At 53.8% G+C, this 24,817-nt stretch carries 26 protein-coding genes; 19 read left to right on the top strand and 7 right to left on the bottom strand.

The genetic code is table 11. The features are described from left to right. Positions 1-54: 54 nt before the first annotated feature. The 15 genes from ACQ0PY_RS16260 (at position 55) to ACQ0PY_RS16190 (ending at position 14,171) form a co-directional block, all read left to right on the top strand. A complete protein-coding gene (locus tag ACQ0PY_RS16260) occupies positions 55-1,068 on the top strand; it encodes an aspartate-semialdehyde dehydrogenase (protein WP_042999992.1) in 1,014 nt (337 codons plus the stop codon). Then, the gene (gene truA, locus ACQ0PY_RS16255; protein WP_042999993.1) at positions 1,068-1,880 is read left to right on the top strand and encodes a tRNA pseudouridine(38-40) synthase TruA; all 813 of its coding nucleotides are present in this window, start codon (positions 1,068-1,070) and stop codon (positions 1,878-1,880) included. Before ACQ0PY_RS16260 ends, truA begins: the two co-directional genes overlap by 1 nt. A gap of 24 nt (positions 1,881-1,904) precedes the next feature. Continuing rightward, on the top strand, positions 1,905-2,564 hold the full coding sequence (locus tag ACQ0PY_RS16250) for a DedA family protein (protein WP_042999994.1): 660 nt from the start codon (positions 1,905-1,907) through the stop codon (positions 2,562-2,564). Between the two features lie 153 nt (positions 2,565-2,717). Beyond that, complete coding sequence (gene accD, locus ACQ0PY_RS16245; protein WP_042999995.1) at positions 2,718-3,632, top strand: acetyl-CoA carboxylase, carboxyltransferase subunit beta; 915 nt, start codon at positions 2,718-2,720, stop codon at positions 3,630-3,632. 69 nt (positions 3,633-3,701) lie between these two features. Then, entirely contained in the window at positions 3,702-4,970 is a 1,269-nt protein-coding gene (folC, locus tag ACQ0PY_RS16240; protein ID WP_044327710.1) for a bifunctional tetrahydrofolate synthase/dihydrofolate synthase, read from the top strand. After that, positions 4,960-5,643, top strand: coding sequence for a cell division protein DedD (dedD, locus tag ACQ0PY_RS16235; RefSeq protein ID WP_090049625.1), 684 nt, complete (start codon positions 4,960-4,962; stop codon positions 5,641-5,643). The genes folC and dedD overlap by 11 nt, the downstream gene beginning before the upstream one ends. A gap of 247 nt (positions 5,644-5,890) precedes the next feature. Further along, positions 5,891-6,379: a colicin V production protein gene (gene cvpA / locus ACQ0PY_RS16230; RefSeq protein ID WP_042999998.1), complete on the top strand. Its 489-nt coding sequence runs from the start codon at positions 5,891-5,893 to the stop codon at positions 6,377-6,379. A 34-nt stretch (positions 6,380-6,413) separates the two neighbouring features. Then, positions 6,414-7,931 (top strand): amidophosphoribosyltransferase, encoded by a 1,518-nt coding sequence (purF, locus tag ACQ0PY_RS16225; protein WP_109740431.1) that lies wholly within the window; start codon positions 6,414-6,416, stop codon positions 7,929-7,931. A 96-nt stretch (positions 7,932-8,027) separates the two neighbouring features. Further along, positions 8,028-8,597: a UbiX family flavin prenyltransferase gene (locus ACQ0PY_RS16220; RefSeq protein ID WP_109740430.1), complete on the top strand. Its 570-nt coding sequence runs from the start codon at positions 8,028-8,030 to the stop codon at positions 8,595-8,597. Positions 8,598-8,885: 288 nt separating this feature from the next. Then, on the top strand, positions 8,886-9,668 hold the full coding sequence (gene argT, locus ACQ0PY_RS16215) for a lysine/arginine/ornithine ABC transporter substrate-binding protein ArgT (RefSeq protein ID WP_043000001.1): 783 nt from the start codon (positions 8,886-8,888) through the stop codon (positions 9,666-9,668). Positions 9,669-9,915: 247 nt separating this feature from the next. Then, on the top strand, positions 9,916-10,698 hold the full coding sequence (gene hisJ / locus ACQ0PY_RS16210; protein ID WP_044258497.1) for a histidine ABC transporter substrate-binding protein HisJ: 783 nt from the start codon (positions 9,916-9,918) through the stop codon (positions 10,696-10,698). A 188-nt stretch (positions 10,699-10,886) separates the two neighbouring features. Continuing rightward, positions 10,887-11,573 (top strand): histidine ABC transporter permease HisQ, encoded by a 687-nt coding sequence (locus tag ACQ0PY_RS16205; RefSeq protein ID WP_043000003.1) that lies wholly within the window; start codon positions 10,887-10,889, stop codon positions 11,571-11,573. Next, positions 11,570-12,277: a histidine ABC transporter permease HisM gene (gene hisM, locus ACQ0PY_RS16200; RefSeq protein WP_043000004.1), complete on the top strand. Its 708-nt coding sequence runs from the start codon at positions 11,570-11,572 to the stop codon at positions 12,275-12,277. Before ACQ0PY_RS16205 ends, hisM begins: the two co-directional genes overlap by 4 nt. Positions 12,278-12,290: 13 nt before the next feature. Further along, positions 12,291-13,064, top strand: coding sequence for a histidine ABC transporter ATP-binding protein HisP (gene hisP / locus ACQ0PY_RS16195; RefSeq protein WP_043001873.1), 774 nt, complete (start codon positions 12,291-12,293; stop codon positions 13,062-13,064). Positions 13,065-13,271: 207 nt separating this feature from the next. After that, positions 13,272-14,171, top strand: coding sequence for an Rpn family recombination-promoting nuclease/putative transposase (locus ACQ0PY_RS16190; protein WP_371811615.1), 900 nt, complete (start codon positions 13,272-13,274; stop codon positions 14,169-14,171). Between the two features lie 29 nt (positions 14,172-14,200). Here the strand turns inward: ACQ0PY_RS16190 and ACQ0PY_RS16185 are convergent, their stop codons facing one another. From ACQ0PY_RS16185 to yfcG, 4 genes are all read right to left on the bottom strand, one after another. Beyond that, the gene (locus ACQ0PY_RS16185) at positions 14,201-14,704 is read right to left on the bottom strand and encodes a GNAT family N-acetyltransferase (RefSeq protein WP_043000005.1); all 504 of its coding nucleotides are present in this window, start codon (positions 14,702-14,704) and stop codon (positions 14,201-14,203) included. Between the two features lie 69 nt (positions 14,705-14,773). Next, positions 14,774-15,667, bottom strand: a complete 894-nt coding sequence (locus ACQ0PY_RS16180; protein ID WP_109740428.1) for a TIGR01777 family oxidoreductase — start codon at positions 15,665-15,667, stop codon at positions 14,774-14,776. 20 nt (positions 15,668-15,687) lie between these two features. Then, positions 15,688-16,050, bottom strand: coding sequence for a dihydroneopterin triphosphate 2'-epimerase (gene folX, locus ACQ0PY_RS16175; RefSeq protein WP_043000007.1), 363 nt, complete (start codon positions 16,048-16,050; stop codon positions 15,688-15,690). Positions 16,051-16,116: 66 nt separating this feature from the next. Then, a complete protein-coding gene (yfcG, locus tag ACQ0PY_RS16170) occupies positions 16,117-16,752 on the bottom strand; it encodes a GSH-dependent disulfide bond oxidoreductase (RefSeq protein ID WP_061069830.1) in 636 nt (211 codons plus the stop codon). A 138-nt stretch (positions 16,753-16,890) separates the two neighbouring features. Here yfcG and yfcF point away from each other — a divergent pair, with 138 nt between their 5' ends. Genes yfcF through yfcD form a run of 3 tightly spaced genes read left to right on the top strand, consistent with a single transcriptional unit; the run spans position 16,891 to position 18,765 of the window. Further along, on the top strand, positions 16,891-17,535 hold the full coding sequence (yfcF, locus tag ACQ0PY_RS16165; protein ID WP_109740645.1) for a glutathione transferase: 645 nt from the start codon (positions 16,891-16,893) through the stop codon (positions 17,533-17,535). A gap of 55 nt (positions 17,536-17,590) precedes the next feature. Then, positions 17,591-18,142 carry a phosphodiesterase gene (gene yfcE / locus ACQ0PY_RS16160; RefSeq protein WP_054175965.1) on the top strand — a complete coding sequence of 184 codons (552 nt, stop codon included), beginning with the start codon at positions 17,591-17,593 and terminating at the stop codon, positions 18,140-18,142. 56 nt (positions 18,143-18,198) lie between these two features. Next, positions 18,199-18,765: an NUDIX hydrolase YfcD gene (gene yfcD, locus ACQ0PY_RS16155; protein WP_042317782.1), complete on the top strand. Its 567-nt coding sequence runs from the start codon at positions 18,199-18,201 to the stop codon at positions 18,763-18,765. A gap of 53 nt (positions 18,766-18,818) precedes the next feature. Here yfcD and yfcC read toward each other — a convergent pair whose 3' ends face one another. The 3 genes from yfcC to ackA all read right to left on the bottom strand — a co-directional run bounded on the left by yfcC (position 18,819) and on the right by ackA (position 23,943). Beyond that, the gene (gene yfcC, locus ACQ0PY_RS16150) at positions 18,819-20,339 is read right to left on the bottom strand and encodes a putative basic amino acid antiporter YfcC (RefSeq protein WP_043000011.1); all 1,521 of its coding nucleotides are present in this window, start codon (positions 20,337-20,339) and stop codon (positions 18,819-18,821) included. 185 nt (positions 20,340-20,524) lie between these two features. Next, positions 20,525-22,666 carry a phosphate acetyltransferase gene (pta, locus tag ACQ0PY_RS16145; protein ID WP_043000012.1) on the bottom strand — a complete coding sequence of 714 codons (2,142 nt, stop codon included), beginning with the start codon at positions 22,664-22,666 and terminating at the stop codon, positions 20,525-20,527. A 74-nt stretch (positions 22,667-22,740) separates the two neighbouring features. Beyond that, a complete protein-coding gene (ackA, locus tag ACQ0PY_RS16140; protein ID WP_042317795.1) occupies positions 22,741-23,943 on the bottom strand; it encodes an acetate kinase in 1,203 nt (400 codons plus the stop codon). A 338-nt stretch (positions 23,944-24,281) separates the two neighbouring features. On the opposite strand from ackA, the gene yfbV reads away from it, so the two are divergent. Next, positions 24,282-24,737 carry a terminus macrodomain insulation protein YfbV gene (gene yfbV / locus ACQ0PY_RS16135; RefSeq protein WP_042317796.1) on the top strand — a complete coding sequence of 152 codons (456 nt, stop codon included), beginning with the start codon at positions 24,282-24,284 and terminating at the stop codon, positions 24,735-24,737. Positions 24,738-24,817: the final 80 nt, after the last annotated feature.

Below are 24,817 nucleotides of genomic sequence, written 5' to 3'. Positions count from 1 at the left end.
GCCCCCTGACGAATAATCGGCAGGGAGGCTTATGCTTTTCTGGAGTAAACCACCATGTCTGAAGGCTGGAATATTGCCGTCCTCGGCGCGACGGGCGCCGTTGGCGAAGCGTTGCTTGAAACCCTGGCTGAACGTCAGTTCCCGGTAGGGGAAATTTTTGCGCTGGCACGTAATGAAAGCGCAGGCGAACATCTGCGCTTTGGTGGTAAGTCAGTGATTGTGCAGGATGCGGCCGAATTTGACTGGACGCAGGCGCAACTGGCCTTTTTCGTTGCTGGCGTTGAGGCCACGGCGGCCTGGGTTGAAGAGGCGACAAACGCGGGCTGTCTGGTCATTGATTCCAGCGGTCTGTTCGCGCTTGAACCCGACGTTCCGCTGGTGGTGCCGGAAGTGAACCCGTTCGTGCTGGCGGACTATCGCAATCGCAATGTGATCGCCGTGCCGAACAGCCTGACCAGCCAACTGCTGGCCGCGCTGAAACCGCTTATCGATCAGGGTGGGCTTTCTCGCATCACCGTAACCAGTCTGCTTTCGGCATCTGCGCAGGGTAAAAAAGCGGTCGATGCACTGGCCGGACAAAGCGCGAAACTGCTGAACGGGATCCCCATCGATGAAGATGATTTCTTTGGTCGCCAACTGGCGTTCAACATGTTGCCGTTGTTGCCGGATCGCGAAGGCAGCGTGCGTGAAGAGCGGCGGATCGTCGATGAAGTACGCAAAATCATGCAGGATGATGGGTTGTTGATCTCGGCAAACTGCGTACAGTCACCGGTGTTTTACGGTCACGCGCAGATGGTGGCATTTGAAGCGCTGCGTCCACTGGCTGCCGAAGAGGCTCGTGATGCCTTTTCCCGTGGCGAAGACATTGTACTGTCAGAAGAGAGTGAATTTCCGACCCAGGTGGGCGACGCTTCAGGCAGCGCGCATCTGTCTGTGGGCTGCGTGCGTAACGATTACGGCATGCCGGAACAGGTTCAGTTCTGGTCTGTGGCGGATAACGTCCGCTTTGGCGGCGCGCTGATGGCGGTGAAAATTGCGGAAAAACTGGTGCAGGAGTACCTGTACTGATGTCTGACCAGCTACAACCGCCGGTGTATAAAATTGCGCTGGGCATCGAGTATGACGGCAGCAAATATTATGGCTGGCAGCGTCAGAATGAAGTCCGCAGTGTGCAGGAAAAGCTGGAAAAGGCGCTTTCACTGGTCGCCAATGAGCCGATTAACGTCTTTTGCGCCGGGCGCACCGATGCCGGTGTGCACGGCACCGGACAGGTTGTGCATTTTGAAACCACCGCGCTGCGTAAAGATGCGGCCTGGACATTGGGTGTAAATGCGAATTTGCCTGGTGACATTGCGGTGCGATGGGTGAAAGCTGTACCGGAAGATTTTCACGCGCGATTCAGCGCCACGGCTCGCCGATATCGTTACATCATCTACAATCACCGGTTACGTCCGGCGGTGTTAGGCAAAGGGGTGACGCATTATTACGAGCCGCTGGACGCCGAACGCATGCATCGTGCGGCGCAGTGTCTGATTGGCGAAAATGACTTTACGTCGTTTCGCGCCGTCCAGTGCCAGTCGCGCACGCCGTGGCGCAACGTGATGCATATTAATGTGTCGCGCCATGGGGCGTATGTGGTGGTCGATATCAAAGCGAATGCCTTTGTACATCATATGGTCAGGAACATTGTTGGCAGCCTGATGGAAGTAGGCGCCCACAACCAGCCGGAGAGTTGGATAGCAGAGTTGTTAGCGGCAAAGGACAGAACGCTCGCAGCGGCAACGGCGAAGGCCGAAGGACTGTATCTGGTTGCGGTGGACTACCCTGACCGGTTTGACCTTCCTAAACCGCCTATGGGCCCGCTCTTTCTGGCGGACTAATTCGAGTCGTATAAAGGCACAATTATGGACCTGATTTACTTTCTCATCGATTTTATCCTGCACATTGATGTGCACCTGGCGGAACTGGTCGCAGAGTACGGCGTCTGGGTTTACGCAATTTTGTTCCTGATTTTGTTCTGTGAAACCGGACTGGTGGTCACGCCGTTCCTGCCAGGGGACTCCCTGCTGTTTGTGGCGGGAGCGCTGGCGTCGCTGGGCACCAACGATCTCAATGTGCACCTGATGGTGGTGTTGATGCTGATTGCCGCGATTGTCGGGGATGCGGTGAACTACACTATTGGTCGCCTGTTCGGCGAGAAGTTATTCAGTAACCCGGACTCGAAGATTTTCCGCCGTAGCTATCTGGACAAAACACACCAGTTTTACGAAAAACACGGTGGAAAAACCATCATTCTCGCCCGCTTTGTGCCGATTGTCAGAACATTTGCACCGTTTGTGGCGGGAATGGGACATATGTCGTATCGTCATTTTGCGGCGTATAACGTGATAGGTGCGCTGTTGTGGGTTCTGCTCTTTACCTATGCCGGTTACTTCTTCGGCACCATTCCGATGATTCAGAACAACCTTAAGTTGCTGATCGTCGGGATAATTGTGGTATCGATCCTGCCGGGCGTGGTGGAAATTGTTCGCCATAAACGCGCAGCGTCACGTGTAACAAAATAGAAACTAACTCAGCGGTTCGACCACTTTTTTGTCCAAAGTTTCGGGCTGTTATGTTTTAATGTGCAACATTCATGGTCTGTTGGGGGCAAAAATGGCATTATGCGCCCCCACGGCAAAACTGGAACACACCAGGTTCAGGCAGAAAGGTCATAAATGAGCTGGATTGAACGAATTAAAAGCAACATTACTCCCACCCGCAAGGCAAGCATTCCTGAAGGGGTGTGGACTAAGTGTGATAGCTGCGGTCAGGTTTTATACCGTGCTGAGCTGGAACGTAATCTTGAGGTCTGTCCGAAGTGTGACCATCACATGCGTATGTCGGCGCGTAACCGCCTGCATAGCCTGTTAGATGAAGGAACGCTGGTGGAGCTGGGTAGCGAACTCGAGCCGAAAGACGTGCTGAAGTTCCGTGACTCCAAGAAATACAAAGACCGTCTGGCGTCCGCGCAAAAGGAAACCGGCGAGAAAGATGCGCTGGTCGTGATGAAGGGTACGCTTCACGGCATGCCGGTTGTGGCAGCGGCATTTGAGTTTGCTTTCATGGGCGGCTCGATGGGTTCTGTGGTCGGCGCACGTTTTGTCCGTGCCGTTGAACAGGCGCTGGAAGATAACTGCCCGCTGGTATGCTTCTCCGCCTCCGGCGGTGCGCGTATGCAGGAAGCGCTGATGTCGCTGATGCAGATGGCGAAAACCTCTGCAGCGCTGGCAAAAATGCAGGAGCGTGGTCTGCCGTACATCTCCGTGCTGACTGACCCAACAATGGGCGGCGTCTCTGCAAGCTTCGCGATGCTCGGCGATCTCAACATTGCTGAACCGAAAGCGCTGATCGGCTTCGCGGGTCCGCGCGTTATCGAGCAAACCGTACGTGAGAAACTGCCGCCGGGATTCCAGCGCAGTGAGTTTCTGATCGAAAAAGGCGCTATTGATATGATCATCCGCCGTCCGGAGATGCGCCTGAAACTGGCGAGCATTCTGGCGAAGCTGATGAATCTGCCGGCGCCAAATCCGGATACCCCGCGTGAAGGCGTGGTGGTGCCGCCGGTGCCGGATCAGGAACCCGAGGCCTGATAACTGAAAAGGGCAGGGCCACAGGCGCTGCCCTTTTGCTTTTCTCAACGTAACGATTTCACGGGCATCATGAATAACAAACGTATTCCTAAAGCCACGTCGCCCCTGGCCTCGTGGCTTTCTTATCTGGAAAACCTCCACGCGAAAACGATCGATCTGGGCCTTGAGCGCGTAAGCCAGGTGGCTGCGCGACTGGGCGTACTGAAGCCTGCGCCGTTTGTCTTTACCGTGGCTGGCACTAATGGCAAAGGCACGACCTGCCGGACGCTGGAGTCGGTATTGACGGCGGCGGGATATAACGTCGGGGTATACAGTTCGCCGCATCTGGTGCGTTACACTGAACGTGTGCGTGTACGTGGCAATGAACTGCCCGAATCGGCTCACACTGAATCCTTTGCCGAGATCGAAGCGGCGCGTGGGGACATCTCGCTGACCTATTTCGAATACGGCACTTTGTCTGCATTGTGGCTGTTTAAGCAGGCACAACTGGATGTGGTGATCCTGGAAGTTGGGCTGGGTGGACGACTCGACGCGACAAATATCGTCGATGCCGATGTTGGCGTAGTCACCAGCATCGCGCTGGATCATACCGACTGGCTGGGGCCGGATCGTGAAAGCATTGGCCGTGAAAAGGCCGGTATTTTCCGTGCGGGAAAACCGGCGATTGTCGGCGAACCCGAAATGCCTTATACCATTGCCGATGTCGCACTGGAGAAAGGCGCGCGGTTACAGCGTCGTGGCGAGGACTGGCAGTTTACGGTAACGGAGACGGGCTGGTCCTTTAGCGATCGCCACGGTAGCCTGGTGGATTTACCGCTGCCACAGGTGCCTCAACCTAATGCGGCGACTGCGCTGGCGGCACTGCGCGCCAGCGGCCTGAACGTCAGTGAGCAGGCGATTCGCGACGGGATTGCCCGGGCGATTCTACCAGGACGTTTCCAGATTGTGAGCGAGTCGCCGCGCGTCATTCTTGATGTCGCGCATAATCCTCATGCGGCGGAATATCTCACCGGACGGCTGAAAATGTTGCCGAAAAAGGGGCGTGTTCTTGCCGTTATCGGTATGCTACATGATAAGGATATTGCGGGAACGTTGGCCTGGTTGAAAAGCGTGGTCGACGACTGGTATTGTGCTCCGCTGGAAGGCCCCCGGGGCGCAACGGCAGAACAACTGCTGGAACATCTCGGTAAAGGCAGTGTCTATGACAGTGTCGCGCTGGCATGGCATGCGGCGCTGGCAGACGCGAGACCAGAAGATACCGTACTGGTGTGCGGTTCATTTCACACGGTTGCACATGTCATGGAAGTGATGGACGCGGGGAGAATCGGTGGCGAGTAAGTTTCAGAATCGTTTAGTCGGCACGATCGTGCTGGTCGCGCTGGGCGTCATTGTGTTGCCCGGGCTGCTCGACGGGCAGAAAAAACATTATCAGGATGAATTTGCGGCGATCCCGCTGGTCCCGAAACCGGGCGATCGCGATGAGCCGGATATGATGCCAGCGGCAACGCAGGCTTTGCCGACTCAGCCGCCAGAAGGGGCGGCGGAAGAGGTACGGGCAGGCGATGCGGCGGCACCGTCGTTGGATCCGTCACGCTATGCATCAGCGAATAATCCTGAGCTTGATTCGACGCCAGCGCCGGTAGAGCAGCCCAAACCAAAACCGGTTGAAAAGCCGAAGCCGCAACCGAAGCCGCCTGTAGAGGCAACGCCTGCTCCGGTTCCCGCTCCTGCGCCAAAACCGGCGACAGAAGAGAAATCGGCGCCAACGGGTAAAGCCTACGTTGTGCAGTTAGGGGCGCTGAAAAATGCCGATAAGGTCAATGAGATCGTGGGTAAACTTCGTGCCGCAGGTTTCCGGGTATATACTTCTCCGTCAACGCCAGTACAGGGTAAAATAACCCGTATTCTCGTGGGGCCGGATGCATCACGCGACAAGCTGAAAGGCTCGCTCGGTGAGCTACAGCAAATCTCCGGATTAAGCGGAGTGGTGATGGGGTACAGCCCGAACTAAGTGAGGGTTGCCTGATGACAGCGCTCGGCGTCTTATCAGGCTTCCCACCTTGTTGTATGTCGGCCGGATAAGGCGTTTACACCGCCATCCGGCAGTGCCCGAAGAGGCATAAAACGGTATGGCGTTGAAGTTTTTTTCAGCGCCATTTTTATTTACGCGCGGGAAGGAAATCCCTACGCAAACGTTTTCTTTTTCTGTTAGAATGCGCCCCGAACAGGACGACAGGGCGTAAAATCGTGGGACACATATGGTCTGGATTGATTACGCCATTATCGCGGTGATTGGTTTTTCCTGTCTGGTTAGCCTGATCCGTGGCTTTGTTCGTGAAGCGTTATCGTTGGTGACATGGGGTTGTGCTTTCTTTGTCGCCAGCCATTACTACACTTACCTGTCTGTCTGGTTTTCGGGCTTTGAAGACGAACTGGTTCGAAACGGGATTGCCATCGCGGTGCTGTTTATCGCGACGCTGATCGTCGGCGCCATTGTGAACTACGTGGTAGGGCAACTGGTTGAGAAAACCGGTCTGTCAGGTACCGACCGGGTTCTGGGGGTCTGTTTCGGGGCTCTGCGCGGCGTGTTGATTGTGGCTGCTATTCTGTTCTTTCTCGACACCTTTACCGGCCTGTCGAAAGGTGAGGACTGGAGTAAGTCACGGCTGATCCCGGAGTTCAGTTTCATCATCAGATGGTTCTTTGACTATCTGCAAAGCTCGTCAAGTTTCTTGCCCAGAGCATAAGCGTTGGGTTGTAGCTTAACGAGGAAAAAGACGTATGTGCGGTATTGTCGGTATCGCCGGTGTTATGCCGGTTAACCAGTCGATTTATGACGCCTTAACAGTGCTTCAGCATCGTGGTCAGGATGCCGCTGGCATTATCACCATCGATGCAAATAACTGCTTCCGTTTGCGTAAGGCAAACGGTCTGGTGAGTGATGTTTTTGAAGCTCGCCACATGCAGCGTATGCAGGGCAACATGGGCATCGGTCATGTGCGTTATCCAACGGCTGGCAGCTCCAGCGCCTCTGAAGCTCAACCTTTCTACGTCAACTCCCCGTATGGCATCACGCTTGCCCACAATGGCAACCTGACCAATGCCCACGAACTGCGTAAAAAGCTGTTTGAGGAGAAGCGCCGTCACATCAATACCACCTCAGATTCTGAGATCCTGCTCAATATCTTCGCCAGTGAACTGGATAACTTCCGTCACTACCCGCTGGAAGCAGACAACATTTTTGCCGCGATTGCCGCGACCAACCGCCAGATCCGCGGCGCGTATGCCTGTGTGGCGATGATTATTGGTCACGGTATGGTTGCCTTCCGTGACCCGAACGGTATCCGTCCGCTAGTGTTGGGTAAACGTGATGTCGGCGACGGTCGCACCGAATATATGGTGGCGTCTGAAAGCGTCGCGCTGGATACCCTGGGCTTTGAATTCCTGCGTGACGTTGCGTCGGGCGAAGCGGTTTATATCACGGAGAAAGGGCAGCTATTCACCCGTCAGTGTGCCGAAAACCCGGTCAGCAATCCGTGCCTGTTCGAGTATGTTTACTTCGCGCGTCCGGATTCCTTCATCGACAAGATTTCCGTTTACAGCGCCCGTGTGAACATGGGTACCAAGCTTGGCGAAAAAATTGCTCGTGAGTGGGAGGATCTGGATATCGACGTGGTCATCCCGATTCCAGAAACCTCCTGCGATATCGCGCTGGAAATTGCGCGTATTCTCGGCAAGCCGTACCGTCAGGGGTTTGTGAAAAACCGCTACGTTGGTCGTACCTTTATCATGCCGGGACAGCAGCTGCGCCGTAAGTCCGTACGCCGCAAACTGAACGCCAACCGCGCGGAGTTCCGCGATAAAAATGTTCTGCTGGTGGATGACTCCATTGTGCGCGGCACCACCTCAGAGCAGATTATTGAGATGGCACGTGAAGCCGGGGCGAAAAAGGTCTATCTGGCCTCTGCGGCACCAGAGATTCGCTTCCCGAACGTGTACGGCATCGATATGCCTACTGCAAACGAACTTATTGCGCATGGTCGTGAAGTGGATGAGATTCGCCAGATCATCGGCGCAGACGGTCTTATCTTCCAGGACCTGGATGATCTGATCGACGCGGCCCGTACCGAAAACCCGGATATCCAGCAGTTTGAATGTTCCGTGTTTAACGGCGTATACGTTACGAAGGATGTAGATCAGCAGTATCTCGATTTTCTCGATTCCCTGCGTAATGACGATGCCAAAGCAGTTCAGTTGCAGAACGAAGTTGAAAACCTCGAGATGCACAACGAAGGGTAATCTCTGACCTGCCAGGGGGCGAATCCCGCCCCCTGACTTGCAACTCCCCATAAAATCCTGCAAAGTCAGCCCAGAAGTCAGACAGGGCGATAAATCATGAAGCGACTCATTATTGGTATTTCGGGTGCCAGCGGCGCCATTTACGGCGTGCGGCTGCTCCAGGTGTTGCGCGATGTACCGGATGTTGAAACGCATCTGATCATGAGCCAGGCCGCCCGCCAGACGCTTTCTCTCGAGACTGACTTATCGCTGCGTGATGTTCAGGCGCTCGCGACCGTGACGCACGATGCGCGCGATATTGCCGCCAGCATCTCCTCCGGCTCTTTTCAGACCGCCGGAATGGTCATTCTGCCGTGCTCAATTAAAACGCTTTCTGGCATTGTCCATAGCTATACCGATGGCCTGTTGACCCGCGCGGCAGACGTGGTGTTAAAAGAGCGCCGCCCACTGGTGCTGTGCGTTCGGGAAACGCCGCTCCATCTGGGGCATTTGCGCTTAATGACCCAGGCAGCGGAAATTGGTGCGGTCATTATGCCACCGGTTCCGGCGTTTTATCATCGTCCACAGACGCTGGATGATGTGATAAATCAGACAGTTAATCGCGTCCTCGATCAGTTTGATATCGCCCTTCCGCAGGACCTTTTTACCCGTTGGCAGGGTGCATAATATTGCCCCGTCGGCGGGCCTTTTTGCATCAATTGCCCTGAAACAGGGCAATTTTGTAACCGCGATCATATCCTCAACATTTAATTCGCTAAATCCATCTGAAACGCTGCGGTTCATCCGTCAGACCTGCTATCTTCAACATCAGGACAATATTGCAACGTTTTATTAACATATTTAACGTCGAATATCCCGAGCGGCGCGAAAATGGCATAAGACCTGCATGAAAAAGCCTGCAAACGCACAACACAACGTAAAACATAATAAAGTCATTCCACTTGAGGGTTATGTATGAAGAAGTCAATTCTCGCTCTGTCATTGCTGATTGGTCTATCTGCTACTGCATCCAGCTATGCAGCGCTGCCGCAAACGGTGCGCATTGGCACGGATACCACCTACGCTCCGTTCTCTTCAAAAGATGCCAAAGGCGACTTCATCGGCTTTGATATCGATTTGGGCAATGAGATGTGTAAGCGTATGCAGGTCAAATGTACCTGGGTCGCCAGTGATTTCGATGCACTGATCCCGTCGCTCAAAGCGAAGAAAATTGATGCCATTATCTCTTCGCTCTCCATAACCGATAAGCGCCAGCAGGAAATTGCCTTCTCCGACAAACTGTACGCGGCGGATTCGCGTCTGATCGCGGCGAAAGGCTCCCCGATTCAGCCAACGCTTGACGCGCTTAAAGGTAAGCACGTTGGCGTGTTACAAGGCTCCACTCAGGAAGCCTATGCCAATGACACCTGGCGTAGCAAAGGCGTGGATGTGGTGGCCTACGCAAACCAGGATTTGATTTACTCTGACCTGACGGCGGGCCGTCTTGATGCGGCATTGCAGGACGAAGTTGCCGCCAGTGAAGGTTTCCTCAAACAGCCTGCGGGCAAAGACTTTGCTTTTGCCGGCCCTTCCGTGAAGGATAAAAAGTACTTCGGCGACGGTACAGGCGTCGGTTTACGTAAAGACGATACGGAACTGAAAGCTGCCTTTGATAAGGCGCTGGCCGATCTGCGTCAGGATGGCACTTACGACAAGATGGCGAAAAAGTATTTTGACTTTAACGTCTACGGCGACTGATACCTGAATACGGGGGACCTGACTGCACCGTTTGGGTTAGCCATAGCGGTGCGTGACGGGTTGAATGCACCATTATGGTGCAATTATGGCGGTTGAACAGAGCGGAAGTGCATATTTAAGCGCTTTTCATGCAAAATAAACCGGGGACAGGGCAGAATGTTTTGCCTTGTCGACCCGATTAATGGCACGATAACTGCACCTGGTCCTGTAAACATCCCCTATAAAAGACAGTCTGTTGAGGATAGTTATGAAAAAACTGGTGTTATCTCTTTCTCTGGTCCTGGCTTTCTCCAGTGCTACCGCAGCCTTTGCCGCCATTCCGCAAAAAGTTCGTATTGGTACCGATCCAACCTACGCCCCGTTTGAGTCGAAGAATGCGCAGGGTGAATTGGTGGGTTTTGATATCGATCTGGCGAAAGAGTTGTGCAAACGTATTAATACGCAATGTACCTTCGTTGAGAACCCGCTGGATGCGCTGATCCCGTCGTTAAAAGCGAAGAAAATCGACGCGATCATGTCCTCGCTTTCGATCACTGAAAAGCGTCAACAGGAAATCGCCTTCACCGACAAACTTTATGCAGCTGACTCGCGTCTGGTCGTGGCCAAGTCATCAGACATTCAGCCGACCGTTGAGTCGCTGAAAGGCAAACGCGTCGGTGTGCTGCAGGGCACCACTCAGGAGACGTTTGGTAACGAACACTGGGCGCCAAAAGGCATTGAGATTGTGTCGTATCAGGGGCAGGACAATATTTACTCTGACCTGACTGCGGGGCGTATTGATGCTGCATTCCAGGACGAAGTTGCCGCAAGCGAAGGCTTCCTGAAACAACCCGTTGGCAAAGATTACAAATTCGGCGGCCCGTCTGTGAAAGACGAGAAACTGTTTGGTGTAGGGACCGGCATGGGTCTGCGCAAAGAAGATAACGAACTGCGTGAAGCCCTGAACAAAGCGTTTGCAGAAATGCGCGCTGACGGAACTTACGAGAAGCTGGCGAAGAAATACTTTGATTTTGATGTTTATGGCGGCTAATCCCCGCAGGTGCAGATAAAGCCCAGGACGTGATGATGAACCGGTTTTATGCCTGATGGCACTGCGCTTATCCGACCTACAGGTGATTGCTGTAGGGCGGATAAGGCTACGCCGCCATTCGGCATAACAGGTAGCACCATCACGTCAAAAGAGGCTTCTAACTCGCCACTCACGACAGGACAGGCAGCATGTTGTACGGGTTTTCAGGTGTTATTTTACAGGGCGCAATTGTCACGCTGGAACTGGCTCTCAGTTCCGTGGTGCTGGCCGTTCTGATCGGCCTCGTCGGTGCGGGGGCTAAACTCTCGCAAAACCGGGTGACGGGGCTTATTTTCGAAGCTTATACCACCCTCATTCGCGGGGTGCCGGATCTGGTGCTGATGCTGCTGATTTTTTATGGCCTGCAGATAGCACTCAACACATTAACCGATGCGATAGGCATCAGTCAGATTGATATCGACCCGATGGTCGCTGGTATTATTACGCTCGGTTTTATCTATGGCGCGTATTTTACAGAAACCTTTCGTGGCGCTTTTATGGCGGTACCAATAGGACATATTGAAGCCGCTACCGCTTTCGGTTTTACCTCTTCACAAATTTTCCGCCGTATTATGTTTCCGGCAATGATGCGCTACGCGCTGCCGGGGATTGGGAATAACTGGCAGGTGATCCTCAAAGCGACGGCGCTGGTCTCGCTGCTCGGTCTGGAAGATGTGGTCAAAGCCACGCAACTGGCCGGAAAGAGCACCTGGGAGCCATTCTATTTCGCCATCGTCTGCGGGCTTATCTATCTGGTATTTACTACGGTTTCCAATGGTGTGCTGCTGTTCCTTGAGCGCCGTTACTCCGTCGGTGTGAAGAGGGCTGACCTGTGATTGAGATAATTCAGGAGTACTGGAAATCCCTGTTGTGGACGGATGGCTACCGGTTTACGGGGGTGGCGATTACGCTGTGGCTGCTGATTTCCTCCGTGGTGATGGGCGGCATTCTGGCCGTTTTTCTGGCCATTGGTCGTGTTTCCAGCAACAAATTCATCCAGTTTCCCATCTGGCTGTTTACCTATATTTTTCGCGGGACGCCATTGTACGTTCAGCTACTGGTGTTCTATTCAGGGATGTACACGCTGGAGATAGTCAAAGGCACCGATTTTCTGAACGCTTTCTTCCGCAGCGGTCTGAACTGTACCGTTCTGGCGCTGACGCTGAACACGTGCGCCTATACCACAGAGATTTTCGCCGGGGCCATTCGCTCGGTTCCGCACGGTGAAATTGAAGCCGCGCGCGCGTATGGCTTCTCCTCATTCAAAATGTATCGTTGCATTATTCTGCCTTCGGCGTTGCGTATCGCGTTACCCGCGTACAGCAACGAGGTCATTTTAATGCTGCACTCCACGGCGCTGGCGTTCACGGCAACGGTTCCGGATCTGCTGAAAATCGCCCGTGATATTAACTCGGCGACCTATCAGCCCTTTACCGCTTTCGGTATTGCCGCCGTGCTGTACTTAATCATATCGTATGTCCTGATAAGCCTGTTCCGCCGTGCGGAAAGGCGCTGGTTGCAGCATGTTTCCTCTAAATAATTCGGGTAACACGATGTCTGAGAATAAATTAAACGTTATCGATTTGCACAAACGCTACGGCGAACACGAAGTGCTGAAAGGGGTTTCACTGCAGGCCAACGCCGGAGATGTGATCAGTATTATTGGCTCATCCGGCTCCGGGAAAAGTACATTTTTGCGCTGCATAAACTTCCTCGAAAAACCGAGCGAAGGGTCGATTGTGGTCAACGGCCAGAACATCAACCTGGTGCGTGACAAAGACGGTCAACTGAAGGTGGCGGATAAAAATCAGCTTCGTTTACTGCGTACCCGCCTGACGATGGTGTTTCAGCACTTTAACCTGTGGAGCCACATGACGGTGCTGGAAAACGTCATGGAAGCGCCAATTCAGGTGTTGGGTCTGAGCAAACAGGAAGCCCGTGAACGGGCGACCAAATACCTGGCGAAAGTCGGCATTGATGAGCGTGCACAGGGGAAATACCCGGTGCATCTTTCCGGTGGTCAGCAGCAGCGAGTGTCGATTGCACGCGCCCTGGCGATGGAGCCGGAAGTGTTGCTCTTTGATGAACCAACCTCGGCGCTGGATCCTGAACTGGTCGGCGAGGTGCTGCGTATCATGCAGCAACTGGCCGAAGAGGGGAAAACGATGGTGGTGGTGACGCACGAAATGGGCTTTGCCCGCCATGTCTCCAGCCACGTGATTTTCTTGCATCAGGGGAAAATCGAAGAAGAGGGCAATCCAGAGCAACTCTTCGGTAACCCCCAAAGTCCACGCCTGCAACAGTTCCTGAAAGGATCGCTGAAGTAACGGGTTCAGGCGTATCGTTAAGGTAAGCCGGGAAAGGCAACAGCCTCCCGGCTTTTTTTGCGAGTGACTTTCCGTAAGCCCTGAAAATATTGCAGACCAGCGCATTTACCCTGGATTCATCACCGCAAAGCGCAACGTCTGTTGGTGTCGCAGACGATTAATGCGCGTAACGTCATGTCATCGACTCACAGGGATGATGGTATGGCCATGACAACAGCTAAGGTTACAGCGCATGATGCGGTGTTTAAAACGTTCATGTGCCACCCGGACACTGCCAGAGATTTCCTGGAATTCCATCTGCCTGCTTCATTGCGGCAACTTTGCGATCTGGACTCGCTGAAACTCGAGTCAGGTAGCTTTATTGAAGAGAATCTCCGTGCGTATTATTCCGATGTTCTTTGGTCGTTAAAGACGGCGGAAGGAGAGGGCTTTATCTATGTGGTGATTGAACATCAAAGTTTACCCGATGCTCATATGGCATTCCGACTGATGCGCTATGCCATGGGGGCAATGCAACGTCATCTCGATGCCGGACATAAAAAACTGCCATTGGTGATCCCGATGTTATTTTATCACGGCGCGGTGACGCCCTATCCCTTTTCCTTGTGTTGGCTGGACGAGTTTGCCGATCCCTTCACGGCAAGACAACTCTATACCGCCGCCTTTCCTCTGGTTGATATTACGGTTGTGGCGGATGATGACATTATGCAGCATCGACGGATAGCGCTCCTGGAGTTAATGCAAAAGCATATCCGCAAGCGTGATTTAATGGGCTTGATGGAGCAATTAGTTGCCCTGTTGATTAAGGGTTACGCTAATGACAGCCAGTTGAAAACGCTGTTTAATTATATGATGCAAACCGGTGACGCCGCGCATTTTAGTGAGTTTCTTGCCGAGGTTGCCCAGCGTTCACCCCACCACAAGGAGAGACTAATGACTATCGCCGACAGATTGCGTCAGCAGGGGTTAGATCAGGGGATTCAACAGGGCAAACGCGATGAAGCCCAGCGGATTGCACGTATGATGCTGGCAGATGGGATTGATGCCCACACCGTCGCCAGGATAACCGGTCTTCCCGTTGACGAGCTTACCGCTACGCGCGCCTGAGACTTTCTTGCGTCGATGAACGGTTAACCTCACGCCATCTCCAGACGGTATCCCCAGTCGTCATAGTGGATACCGTTGATCTCAAACGCTTTCTCCAGCACCTGCGTACGCACAAATCCCAGTTTTTCCAGCAGGCGGACTGAACCCCGGTTCTCGGCAAGCACCCAGGCGTTGATGGCTTTCACGCCAGCTTCGCGGAAGGCATAGTCGCAGACGGCACGAACGGCCTCACTGGCGATACCGCGTCCCTGGACGGCGGGGATAACGCAATAACCGATGTCAGCTTCCTGCGGAAAATGATGGCTGATTTGTAAGCCAATGTCGCCCAGCGGTGTGGCATCGTGATGCTGGCGGATCACGAAGGTGTGTTTTGAGGTAAGACGACGCGCAAACAGCAAACGCGTTTCGCGTTCCGGGCAGAGGTTGCCCATAAAACGCATGATGTCCGGATTTTCACGAAGCGCGAGGAAAAAGGGCCAGTCTGTGGGTTGAAACGGGGAAAGCGTCAGTCGTTCGGTTGTGAGTCGTGCCATAAAATCGCCATTCCGGGAGCCAGTGAGACTACCTTACCACCGGAACGGCGAGAGTGAACAGGGAAGACGTTAGCGAACGACATCCGACAGCGCTTCTTCAAGGTCATACCAACGGAAGGGAAATCCGGCGGCTTCCAGTCGTTTGGGCAGGGCGCGTTGCCCACCCAGCACCAGTACCGATGATTCGCCCATCAGCAGGCGAATCACGGTGGCTGGTACGCGAAGAATGGCTGGCCGTTGCAGGGCATGTCCCAGCGCATGAGCAAACTGCTCATTGCGTACGGGATAGGGCGAGACCATGTTGAACGGCCCACGCAGGTCGTTATCCAGCAGCCAGAGAATCGCATTGACCATATCATCAATGTGGATCCAGGCCAGATACTGGCGACCGTTGCCAATGGGGCCACCGAGACCCAGACGAAACGGTGGAACCATTTTACCGAGGATCCCGCCCTTTGGTGCCAGCACCACGCCGGTACGCAGCAGGCAAACACGCGTTTTGTCGCTTTGCGCTTCGCAGGCAATTTGCTCCCAGCGTGCGCAAAGTTTATGGGTGAATTCGTTATGCGGCGGTTCTTCCTCAGTGACGACCACTTCGCCCAGATCGCCATAATAACCTGTGGCAGAACCTGAAATCAGGACTGACGGCGGGGTTTCACTGGCATTAATGAGGTCCGCCAGTTTCTGGGTGATGCGCCAGCGGCTCTGACACAAGCGATCTTTTTGCTCCGTCGTCCAGCGCTTGTCAGCAATGGGCTCACCGGCCAGGTTAATCACCGCGTCAAAACCGTCGAGATTTTGCTTATCTTCCAGCGAGTCCCACAGTTTCACCCGGTCATTGAGCTTTTCCCGGGCAGTATCGCGGTGGCGGGTCAGTACGGTCACCTGATGACCCAGTTCCTGCAGGCGCGGGACCAGGTGTCCTCCAATAAGGCCAGTCCCTCCAGTTACCAGTATCTTCATGCAGCCTCCCGTGATGGCGGTTAGCGCTGCCAGCTCAACGTCATGGAGACGGAATCGGCATAACGCAACGCGTGTAGTTTGTCGACTTCCACTTCAGCATAAGTGACCCAGTGGTGTTCGCGTGCGATATCGAGCACATCCTGGGTTAATTTTTCTAACAATGAGAAGCGATTGTTCTCAACGTGCAGGATGATATTTTTAGTGATCGTGCGGTAATTCAACGCATCATTGATATCTTCGCTGACGCGAGCCTTGTCCGCCGGATAGTGAATCGCAACGTTGATGACAATATCCTGTCGGTTATTGATCTCTTCCTCTTTGATGCCAATGAAAGTGCGTAAGCGAAGGTTTTTTATACGAATTATAGCGTCATGATGTGACATTGCAGGTCTCCTCCATGTATGAACTCTCGCATGATACACGAGAACCCGGTCGCGTTATCCTCTTGCTCACGCAGGATCCTGATACGCCAGCATCATTGCGCGTTCTGTGGCGGGCCGACTGCGAATGCGCTCAAACCAATTCTTCACGGCGGGAAACATGTCCAGGTCGACGCGCTGACGCTGCCAGGCGTTCACCCACGGCCAGCAGGCGATATCGGCAATGCTGTAATGCTCGCCGCCCAGCCACGGCGACATCTCCAGCCGTTTATTGAGAACGTTATACAGCCGTTGTGTTTCAACCTGATAGCGCTCAATAGCGTAGGGGATGGACTGTGGAGCAAAATGGTTGAAATGGTGGTTTTGACCAAGCATTGGGCCCAGCCCGCCCACCTGCCAGAACAGCCATTGCAGCGTGCTATGGCGCTCGCGTAATTCACCGCTAAGCAACAGGCCGCTCTTTTCCGCCAGATAGAGCAAAATGGCACCGGACTCAAACAGGCTCAGCGATGTGCCGCCATCGAGCGGGTTATGATCGACGATCGCGGGAATTTTATTGTTGGGTGAAATGGCGAGGAAATCGGGGCGAAACTGATTACCCTTACTGATATCCACTTTAATTAATCGGTAGTCCAGCGCGGCTTCCTCAAGGAAGAGGGTAATCTTGTGCCCATTGGGTGTCGGGGCGTAATAGAGGTCGATCATTTCTGCTCCACAACGTGTTTATCGGATAAGCCAACCACAAGTATAGAAAGCCTGTCGTGCTGTGTGAGTTTTCATCAGGTGACAGCGAGCGAAAGACCCTCTATGTTGGGAGAAAAGCCTAATAAAGACGAGGATGCCATGAGTAAACCCACTATCACGCTGTGGTCCGATGCAAACTATTTCTCCCCCTATGTGCTCTCCGTGTATGTCGCTTTGCAGGAAAAGGGACTGCCGTTTAGTCTGAAAACCGTCGATCTTAACAACGGTGAGCATCTACAACCGGGCTGGCAGGGGTATGCACTGACGCGTCGGGTACCGTTGCTGAACATCGATGGTTTTGAGTTGAGCGAGTCCTCCGCGATTGCTGAATACCTGGAAGACCGCTTTTCGCCACCCACCTGGGAGCGAATCTATCCTCACGACCTGCAAAAACGCGCGCGTGCGCGGCAGATACAGGCATGGTTGCGCAGTGATTTACTGCCCATTCGAGAAGAACGTCCGACGGATGTCGTTTTCGGTGGGGTAAAAAAAGGACCGCTGAGCGAGGCGGGGAAAATCAGCGCAGACAAACTGTTCTCCATAGCGGGGAATCTGCTGGCACATGACATGCCAAATCTTTTCGGTGAATGGTGTCTGGCCGATACTGATTTAGCCCTGATGCTCAACCGTCTGGTTCTCAACGGCGACGACGTCCCGGAGCGACTGGCGGAATATGCAGCATTTCAGTGGCAACGCGCCTCTGTCCAGCGTTATATTGCGCTTTCCGCGAAGCGTTCAGGCTGATAAAACGTTTGTAATCCAGTATCATAATGCGGTTTTTGATGACACGGAGCATGTGATGAAACTGATGTTTGCATCCGACATTCATGGGTCCCTGCCCGCTACAGAACGCGTGCTGACCCTGTTTTCACAGAGCGGCGCGCAGTGGCTGGTGATACTGGGCGATGTCCTCAACCACGGACCGCGAAATGCGTTACCCGAAGGCTACGCGCCCGCTCAGGTCGCTGAGCGGCTCAATGAACAGGCGTCGCAGATTGTCGCGGTGCGGGGAAATTGTGATAGTGAAGTGGATCAAATGCTGCTGCAGTTTCCAATAACCGCGCCCTGGCAGCAGGTGCTACTGGAAAATCAGCGACTGTTTCTGACTCACGGTCATCTCTTTGGGCCGGATAACCTGCCGGCACTGCGGGCCGGTGATGTCCTGGTATACGGGCATACGCATCTGCCGGTGGCAGAAAAAAGAGGCGATATTTATCACTTCAACCCGGGTTCAGTAAGCATTCCGAAAGGTGGCTATCAGGCAAGTTATGGCCTGCTGGACGATAATGTTTTGAGCGTTATCGCACTCAATGATCAAAGTATCATTGCGCAGGTGGCGATTAATTCGTAATTTACCCCCACATATGTAAATGCGCCGTAAGAGCGCCAGAAAAAGAAGGTTTCCTGATGGTGGAACAGCGTCGTTTGGCAAGTACGGAATGGGTGGATATTGTGAATGAAGACAACGAAGTCATTGCACAATCCAGCCGGGAACAGATGCGAGCGCAGGGCCTGCGTCATCGTGCGACCTATATTGTTGTACACGACGGAATGGGCAAAATACTGGTGCAACGTCGTACCGAGACAAAAGACTTTTTACCCGGAATGTTAGATGCCACTGCCGGTGGCGTTGTGCAGGCTGACGAACAGTTGCTGGATTCTGCCCGCCGTGAAGCGGAAGAAGAGTTAGGCATCGCCGGTGTGCCATTCGCCGAACATGGTCAGTTCTACTTTGAAGATAAGAACTGTCGCGTCTGGGGTGCGCTGTTCAGCTGTGTGTCGCACGGCCCGTTCGCCTTGCAGGAAGAAGAGGTCAGCGAAGTTTGCTGGTTGACGCCGGAAGAAATTACCGCCCGTTGTGATGAATTCACGCCCGACTCGCTGAAAGCGCTGGCGCTGTGGATGACCCGTAACGCTAAAAATGAAGCGGCAAGGTCAGAGTCGCAACAGGAGAAGCAGGAAGAGGCGGAGTAGCGTCCTTTCTGAACTAACCGTAAAAAGGAGCCATAAGCGGCTCCTTTTGTCTTTTAGTGGTATCCCATGATTTGTGCGCCAATCACCACCACGCTGGACATAATGAATAGCAGCCCCAGCAGCGTCGCACCCACTTTCAACCAGTTACGGAAATCCACCCGACAGACGCCTAATGTCGCCATCAGTGATGCAGAGGTCGGATAGATGATGTGGCTAAAGCCATCGCCAAACTGGAACGCCAGTACGGTGACCTGACGGTTAACCCCCACCAGATCGCCGAGCGGCGCTAACAGCGGCATGGTCAGCGCCGCCTGGCCCGATCCCGACGTTACAAAGAAATTAAACACTGCCTGGAAGAGCAGCATAAACCACGCGGCAACGGCGTTGTCCAGTCCGCTGATGCCGTTGGCGATGCTGTGTAACAGCGTATTGAGCACGCTGGCGTCACCCGCTTCGCCGTTGCCTACCAACAGTAAAATGCCTTTGGCAAAACCTACCAGCAGGGCGGGGGCAATCATCATGCGTGCGCCTTCGGTGAATGAGGACGCCATAATGTTGACCGTCATGCCGTTAAGACGGAAGACAACGGCGATAATGCCAATGACCAGGCCCATGGTGAAGAACTGGCTGGCTATCTCCGGAATAAACCATGCGTTGACGATAACGCCCCAGACCACCCAAACCATCACCCCGGTCAGTACCAGCAGCACCAGCCAGTCGCCGATTGTGAAGCGGCGCTCGACAACGTCATCCTGCTGTTCGCGAAAGAAACGGTCAGATTCATGCACACGTGACAGAAGCGGATTCTTTTTCACCCGCGAGGCATAGACCAGGGTAAACGTCAGACCGATCAGTGTCGAAATAACCCATACCACGATGCGCAGACCGGAACCGGAGAGGACCGGTACGCCGGCAATGCCCTGCGCGACCACCACGCAGAAAGGGTTCATCCATGAACTGGCAAAGCCAATTTGTGTCGCAATATAGGTCACTAACACCGTGGTGATACTGTCATACCCCAGTCGCACCATCAGCGGCGCGATGATGATCGCGAAGGCAACCGCCTCTTCTCCCATGCCGAACACCGCACCGCCCAGCGAGAAGAGAATAAACAGTACCGGGATAAACAGAACCTCGTTGCCTTTGGTATGACGGATGAGCGCAAGGATGCCGTTATCAATAGTTCCCGTGCGCATAACGATGCCAAACGCACCGCCAATTACCAGCATAAACATGATGATACCGACGGCGGTACCGAATTTAGAGCCGGAGGTCAGCCCTTCGAACGGGAAGTTCATCAGTCCCGGGCTTTCATCGCCGGTAGTGAAGAATTTAACCGGATGATACTGCGCTTCACCGGCCTCGTTGGTCAGAATACGGAAAGAGTGGGGGTCAACCACTTTACGGGTTTTTGTCTGACCATCTACCTGGTATTGCACCTCCTGGCTGTCGAACATCCCGACGGGGACAACCCAGGTCGCAAGGCTGGTTAAAATGGCGACAAAGAAAATAATGACCAGCGTATCGGGCATGGCCCATTTTCTGGCTGGCTGTGTTTCGGTTACTGCAGACATGAAAGACTATCCCTGTTGCAAAGCAAAGAGGCTAAGTATGCAAACAGGCGAATGGTTATTCATTGATGCAGCGCAGTTAAGCAAATAAATCCGTTTTTGCATTGCCAGAAACGGCAATAAAAAAGCCGGAAATCAGGGTGATTTCCGGCTTTTGACCGGGCCCGTCTGGACCCAGCGGAGACAACTTACTGCTGTTGTGAAGACTGAATCGCGGTCAGAGCGATGGTGTAGACGATATCGTCAACCAGCGCGCCACGGGACAGGTCGTTCACCGGCTTGCGCATACCCTGCAGCATCGGCCCGATGGAGATCAGGTCGGCAGAACGCTGTACCGCTTTGTAAGTGGTGTTACCGGTGTTCAGATCCGGGAAGATGAACACGGTAGCGCGACCCGCAACTGGAGAGTTCGGCGCTTTGGATTTTGCCACGTCAGCCATCACGGCGGCATCGTACTGCAGCGGACCGTCGATCATCAGGTCAGGACGTTTTTCCTGTGCAAGACGAGTTGCTTCACGCACTTTCTCAACGTCGCTACCCGCACCAGAGGTGCCGGTGGAGTAGGAGAGCATTGCGACGCGCGGTTCGATACCAAAGGCAATGGCAGAGTCGGCAGACTGGATAGCGATTTCAGCCAGCTGTTCTGCGGTCGGATCCGGGTTGATCGCGCAGTCGCCGTAAACGTAAACCTGTTCTGGCAGCAGCATGAAGAAGACGGAGGAAACCAGTGAACTGCCTGGCGCAGTTTTGATAAGCTGCAGCGGCGGACGAATGGTGTTAGCCGTGGTGTGAACAGCGCCTGATACCAGACCGTCAACTTCGTCTTGTTCCAGCATCAGCGTACCGAGAACCACGTTGTCTTCCAGCTGTTCGCGGGCAACGGTTTCGGTCATGCCTTTGCTCTTACGCAGTTCAACCAGACGCGCGACATAGCTTTCGCGAACCACTTCCGGGTCCACGATTTCGATGCCAGCGCCGAGCTCAACGCCCTGAGAGGCCGCAACGCGGTTGATCTCTTCCGGGTTACCCAGCAGTACGCAGGTTGCGATACCACGTTCAGCACAGATGGCTGCCGCTTTCACGGTACGCGGTTCGTCGCCTTCTGGCAGCACAACGCGTTTACCGGCTTTACGCGCCAGTTCGGTCAGCTGATAGCGGAAGGCTGGAGGAGACAGACGACGGCTACGCTCAGAGGTCGCGGTCAGGGACTCGATCCAGTCAGCGTTGATGTAGTTCGCCACGTATTCCTGAACTTTCTCGATGCGTGCGTGATCGTCAACCGGCACTTCCAGGTTGAAGCTCTGCAGGCTCAGAGAAGTTTGCCAGGTGTTGGTGTTCACCATGAATACCGGCAGGCCGGTAGCGAAAGCGCGTTCACACAGTTTAGAGATGCGCGCATCCATTTCGTAGCCACCGGTCAGCAGCAGGGCGCCGATTTCAACGCCATTCATCGCGGCCAGACACGCGGCAACCAGCACGTCTGGACGGTCAGCGGAGGTGACCAGCAGGGAACCGGCGCGGAAGTGTTCCAGCATGTGCGGAATGCTACGCGCACAGAAAGTGACAGACTTCACGCGACGCGTATTGATGTCGCCTTCGTTGACGATGGTGGCATTCAGGTGGCGCGCCATGTCGATCGCACGGGTCGCGATCAGCTCAAAGCTCCACGGCACTGCGCCGAGAACCGGCAGCGGGCTGCTCGCGGTGAGCTGTGCCGGATCGACTTTTACGACCTGCGCTTTGGAAGAGTCGTCGAAAATCTCAGACAGATCCGGACGGGTACGACCTTGTTCATCAACCGGAGCGTTCAGTTTGTTCACGATAACGCCGGTGATGTTGGTGTTTTTTGCGCCGCCGAAGCTGCTGCGAGTCAGTTCAATACGCTCGTTCAACTGTTCCGGCGTATCGGTGCCCTGAGACATGACGAAGACGATTTCCGCGTTCAGCGTTTTGGCGATTTCGTAGTTCAGAGACTGCGCGAACTGGTGTTTACGGGTTGGGACCAGGCCTTCAACCAGTACCACTTCTGCGTCTTTGGTGTTCGCATGGTAGTTTGCGATGATCTCTTCCATCAGCACATCTTTCTGATTGCTGGACAGCAGAGACTCTACGTGGCTCATCTTCAGCGGTTCAGCCGCGGTGACAGAAGAGTTTGCACGAACGATAGCGGTGGTCTGGTCTGGCGCATCGCCACCGGCGCGTGGCTGGGCGATGGGCTTAAAGACACTCAGACGAACGCCTTTGCGTTCCATAGCACGGATGACGCCGAGGCTGACGCTGGTCAGGCCGACGCTGGTTCCGGTAGGGATCAGCATAATAATACGGGACACGGTTTATCCTCTTTCGTTACCGCCCGTTGGGCGGGTTACAAAACAGCACCGCCAGCTTAGCTGGCGGTGTGATATCAGGCAGTCAGACGGCTCGCGTCTTGCGCGATAACCAGTTCTTCGTTGGTTGGGATCACCACCGCAGGACGGGTACCTTCTTTGTTGATGAAACCAGATTTGCCGAAACGGGCAGCCAGGTTACGTTCATGATCAACTTCAAAGCCCAGCACGCCCAGTTTACCCAGGGACAGCTCGCGAACCATGGCCGCGTTCTCACCGATACCGCCGGTGAAGACAACCGCGTCCAGACGACCGTCCATCAGCGCCGTGTAGGAACCGATGTACTTCGCCAGACGGTGGCAGTAAACGTCCATTGCACGTTTTGCGTCTTCTTTGGTGGTGTAGTTGTCTTCAACATAACGGCAGTCGCTGGTCACTTCGGTCAGACCCAGTAGGCCGGATTCTTTGGTCAGCATCTTGTTGATCTGATCAACGCTCATGCCCAGTGTGTCGTGCAGGTGGAAAATGATTGCCGGGTCGATGTCACCAGAGCGGGTACCCATCACCAGACCTTCCAGCGGAGTCAGGCCCATAGAGGTATCAACACATTTACCATTGCGGATAGCAGAAACAGAACCCCCGTTGCCCAGGTGGCACGTGATGATGTTCAGCTCTTCTACCGGTTTGTTCAGCATTTTTGCCGCTTCCTGGGTAACGAAGAAGTGGCTGGTACCGTGCGCGCCATAACGGCGAACGCCGTGTTCTTTGTACAGGCTGTACGGCAGGGCATAGAGGTAAGACTCTTCCGGCATGGTCTGATGGAACGCGGTGTCAAACACAGCCACGTTTTTGTCTTTCAACTGCGGGAAGGATTTCAGTGCTTCTGCAATCCCGATCAGGTGAGCCGGGTTATGCAGCGGTGCGAAAGAGGCAGAATCTTTGATGCCCTGAATAACAGAGTCATCGATAACCACGGAGCTGGTATACTTCTCGCCGCCGTGTACGATACGGTGACCGATTGCAGTCAACTGCGCAGACAGTTCTGGTTTTTGTGCCAGAATAGTATTAACGATAAAGTTCAGCGCTTCACTGTGAGCGGCGCCTGCACCTAAAGCCGCTTCTTGTTTACCGCCGTCCATTTTCCATTTGATACGTGCTTCAGGGAGATGGAAACATTCGGCTAAACCAGAAAGGTACTCTTCACCGTTAACTGCATCGATGATTGCAAATTTCAGTGAGGAGCTACCGCAGTTCAGAACCAGTACTAACTTACTCGACATGGAAGTACCTATTATTGATACGTGGCTAAAAAAACGTCAGGGAGCCATAGAGCGTAGCGCAGTGTGACGCTGACATTTATGATTAACATCATGCCAGTTGTCTTTTTTGGCATGATGGAAGAAATACCTTTGAGTCTATGCCATTTTGCGTATTTTTCAGCCAATGGCATACTATATGTAAATTTGACGACTCAATGATTTTGGACTACAGGCCTTTTACAGGCCGCTACAGGATACCCGATAGTGGGTATCAATGACAAAATGTTTTGAACGTTGTCCCGTATAGTTGTTGTTTTGCACAAATATTTGAAATTTTATATGTGAAGTTGAGGTAAGCCATGTCGACGCCGGATCATCGCTCCGTAAATTTTTTTAGCCTTTTTCGTCGGGGGCAACATTACTCAAAGACGTGGCCAATGGAAAAGCGCCTTGCACCCGTCTTTGTTGAGAACCGCGTGATTCGGATGACACGTTACGCTATTCGCTTTATGCCGCCGATCGCTATCTTTACCCTGTGCTGGCAGATAGCACTGGGCGGCCAGTTAGGGCCTGCCGTCGCCACCGCGTTGTTCGCGCTCAGCCTGCCGATGCAGGGGCTGTGGTGGTTAGGGAAGCGTTCCGTCACGCCGCTGCCGCCCTCGATCCTGAACTGGTTTTATGAAGTCAGAGGCAAATTACAGGAGGCGGGGCAAGCGCTCTCCCCGGTTGAAGGGAAGCCGGATTACCAGGCGTTAGCTGACACGCTTAAGCGTGCCTTCAAACAACTGGATAAAACTTTCCTTGATGATTTGTAATTGCCGCCTGATTACGCATATAAAAGAAGGCATATTAATGCCTTCTTTTTTTTCACCGTTGTAGAGTGATACAGGAGTCC

This window comes from Citrobacter sp. LST-B2 (genome assembly GCF_057983045.1).
The sequence above is the reverse complement of the archived record's forward strand: the minus strand, read 5'-3'. Positions and strand labels throughout refer to the sequence as shown.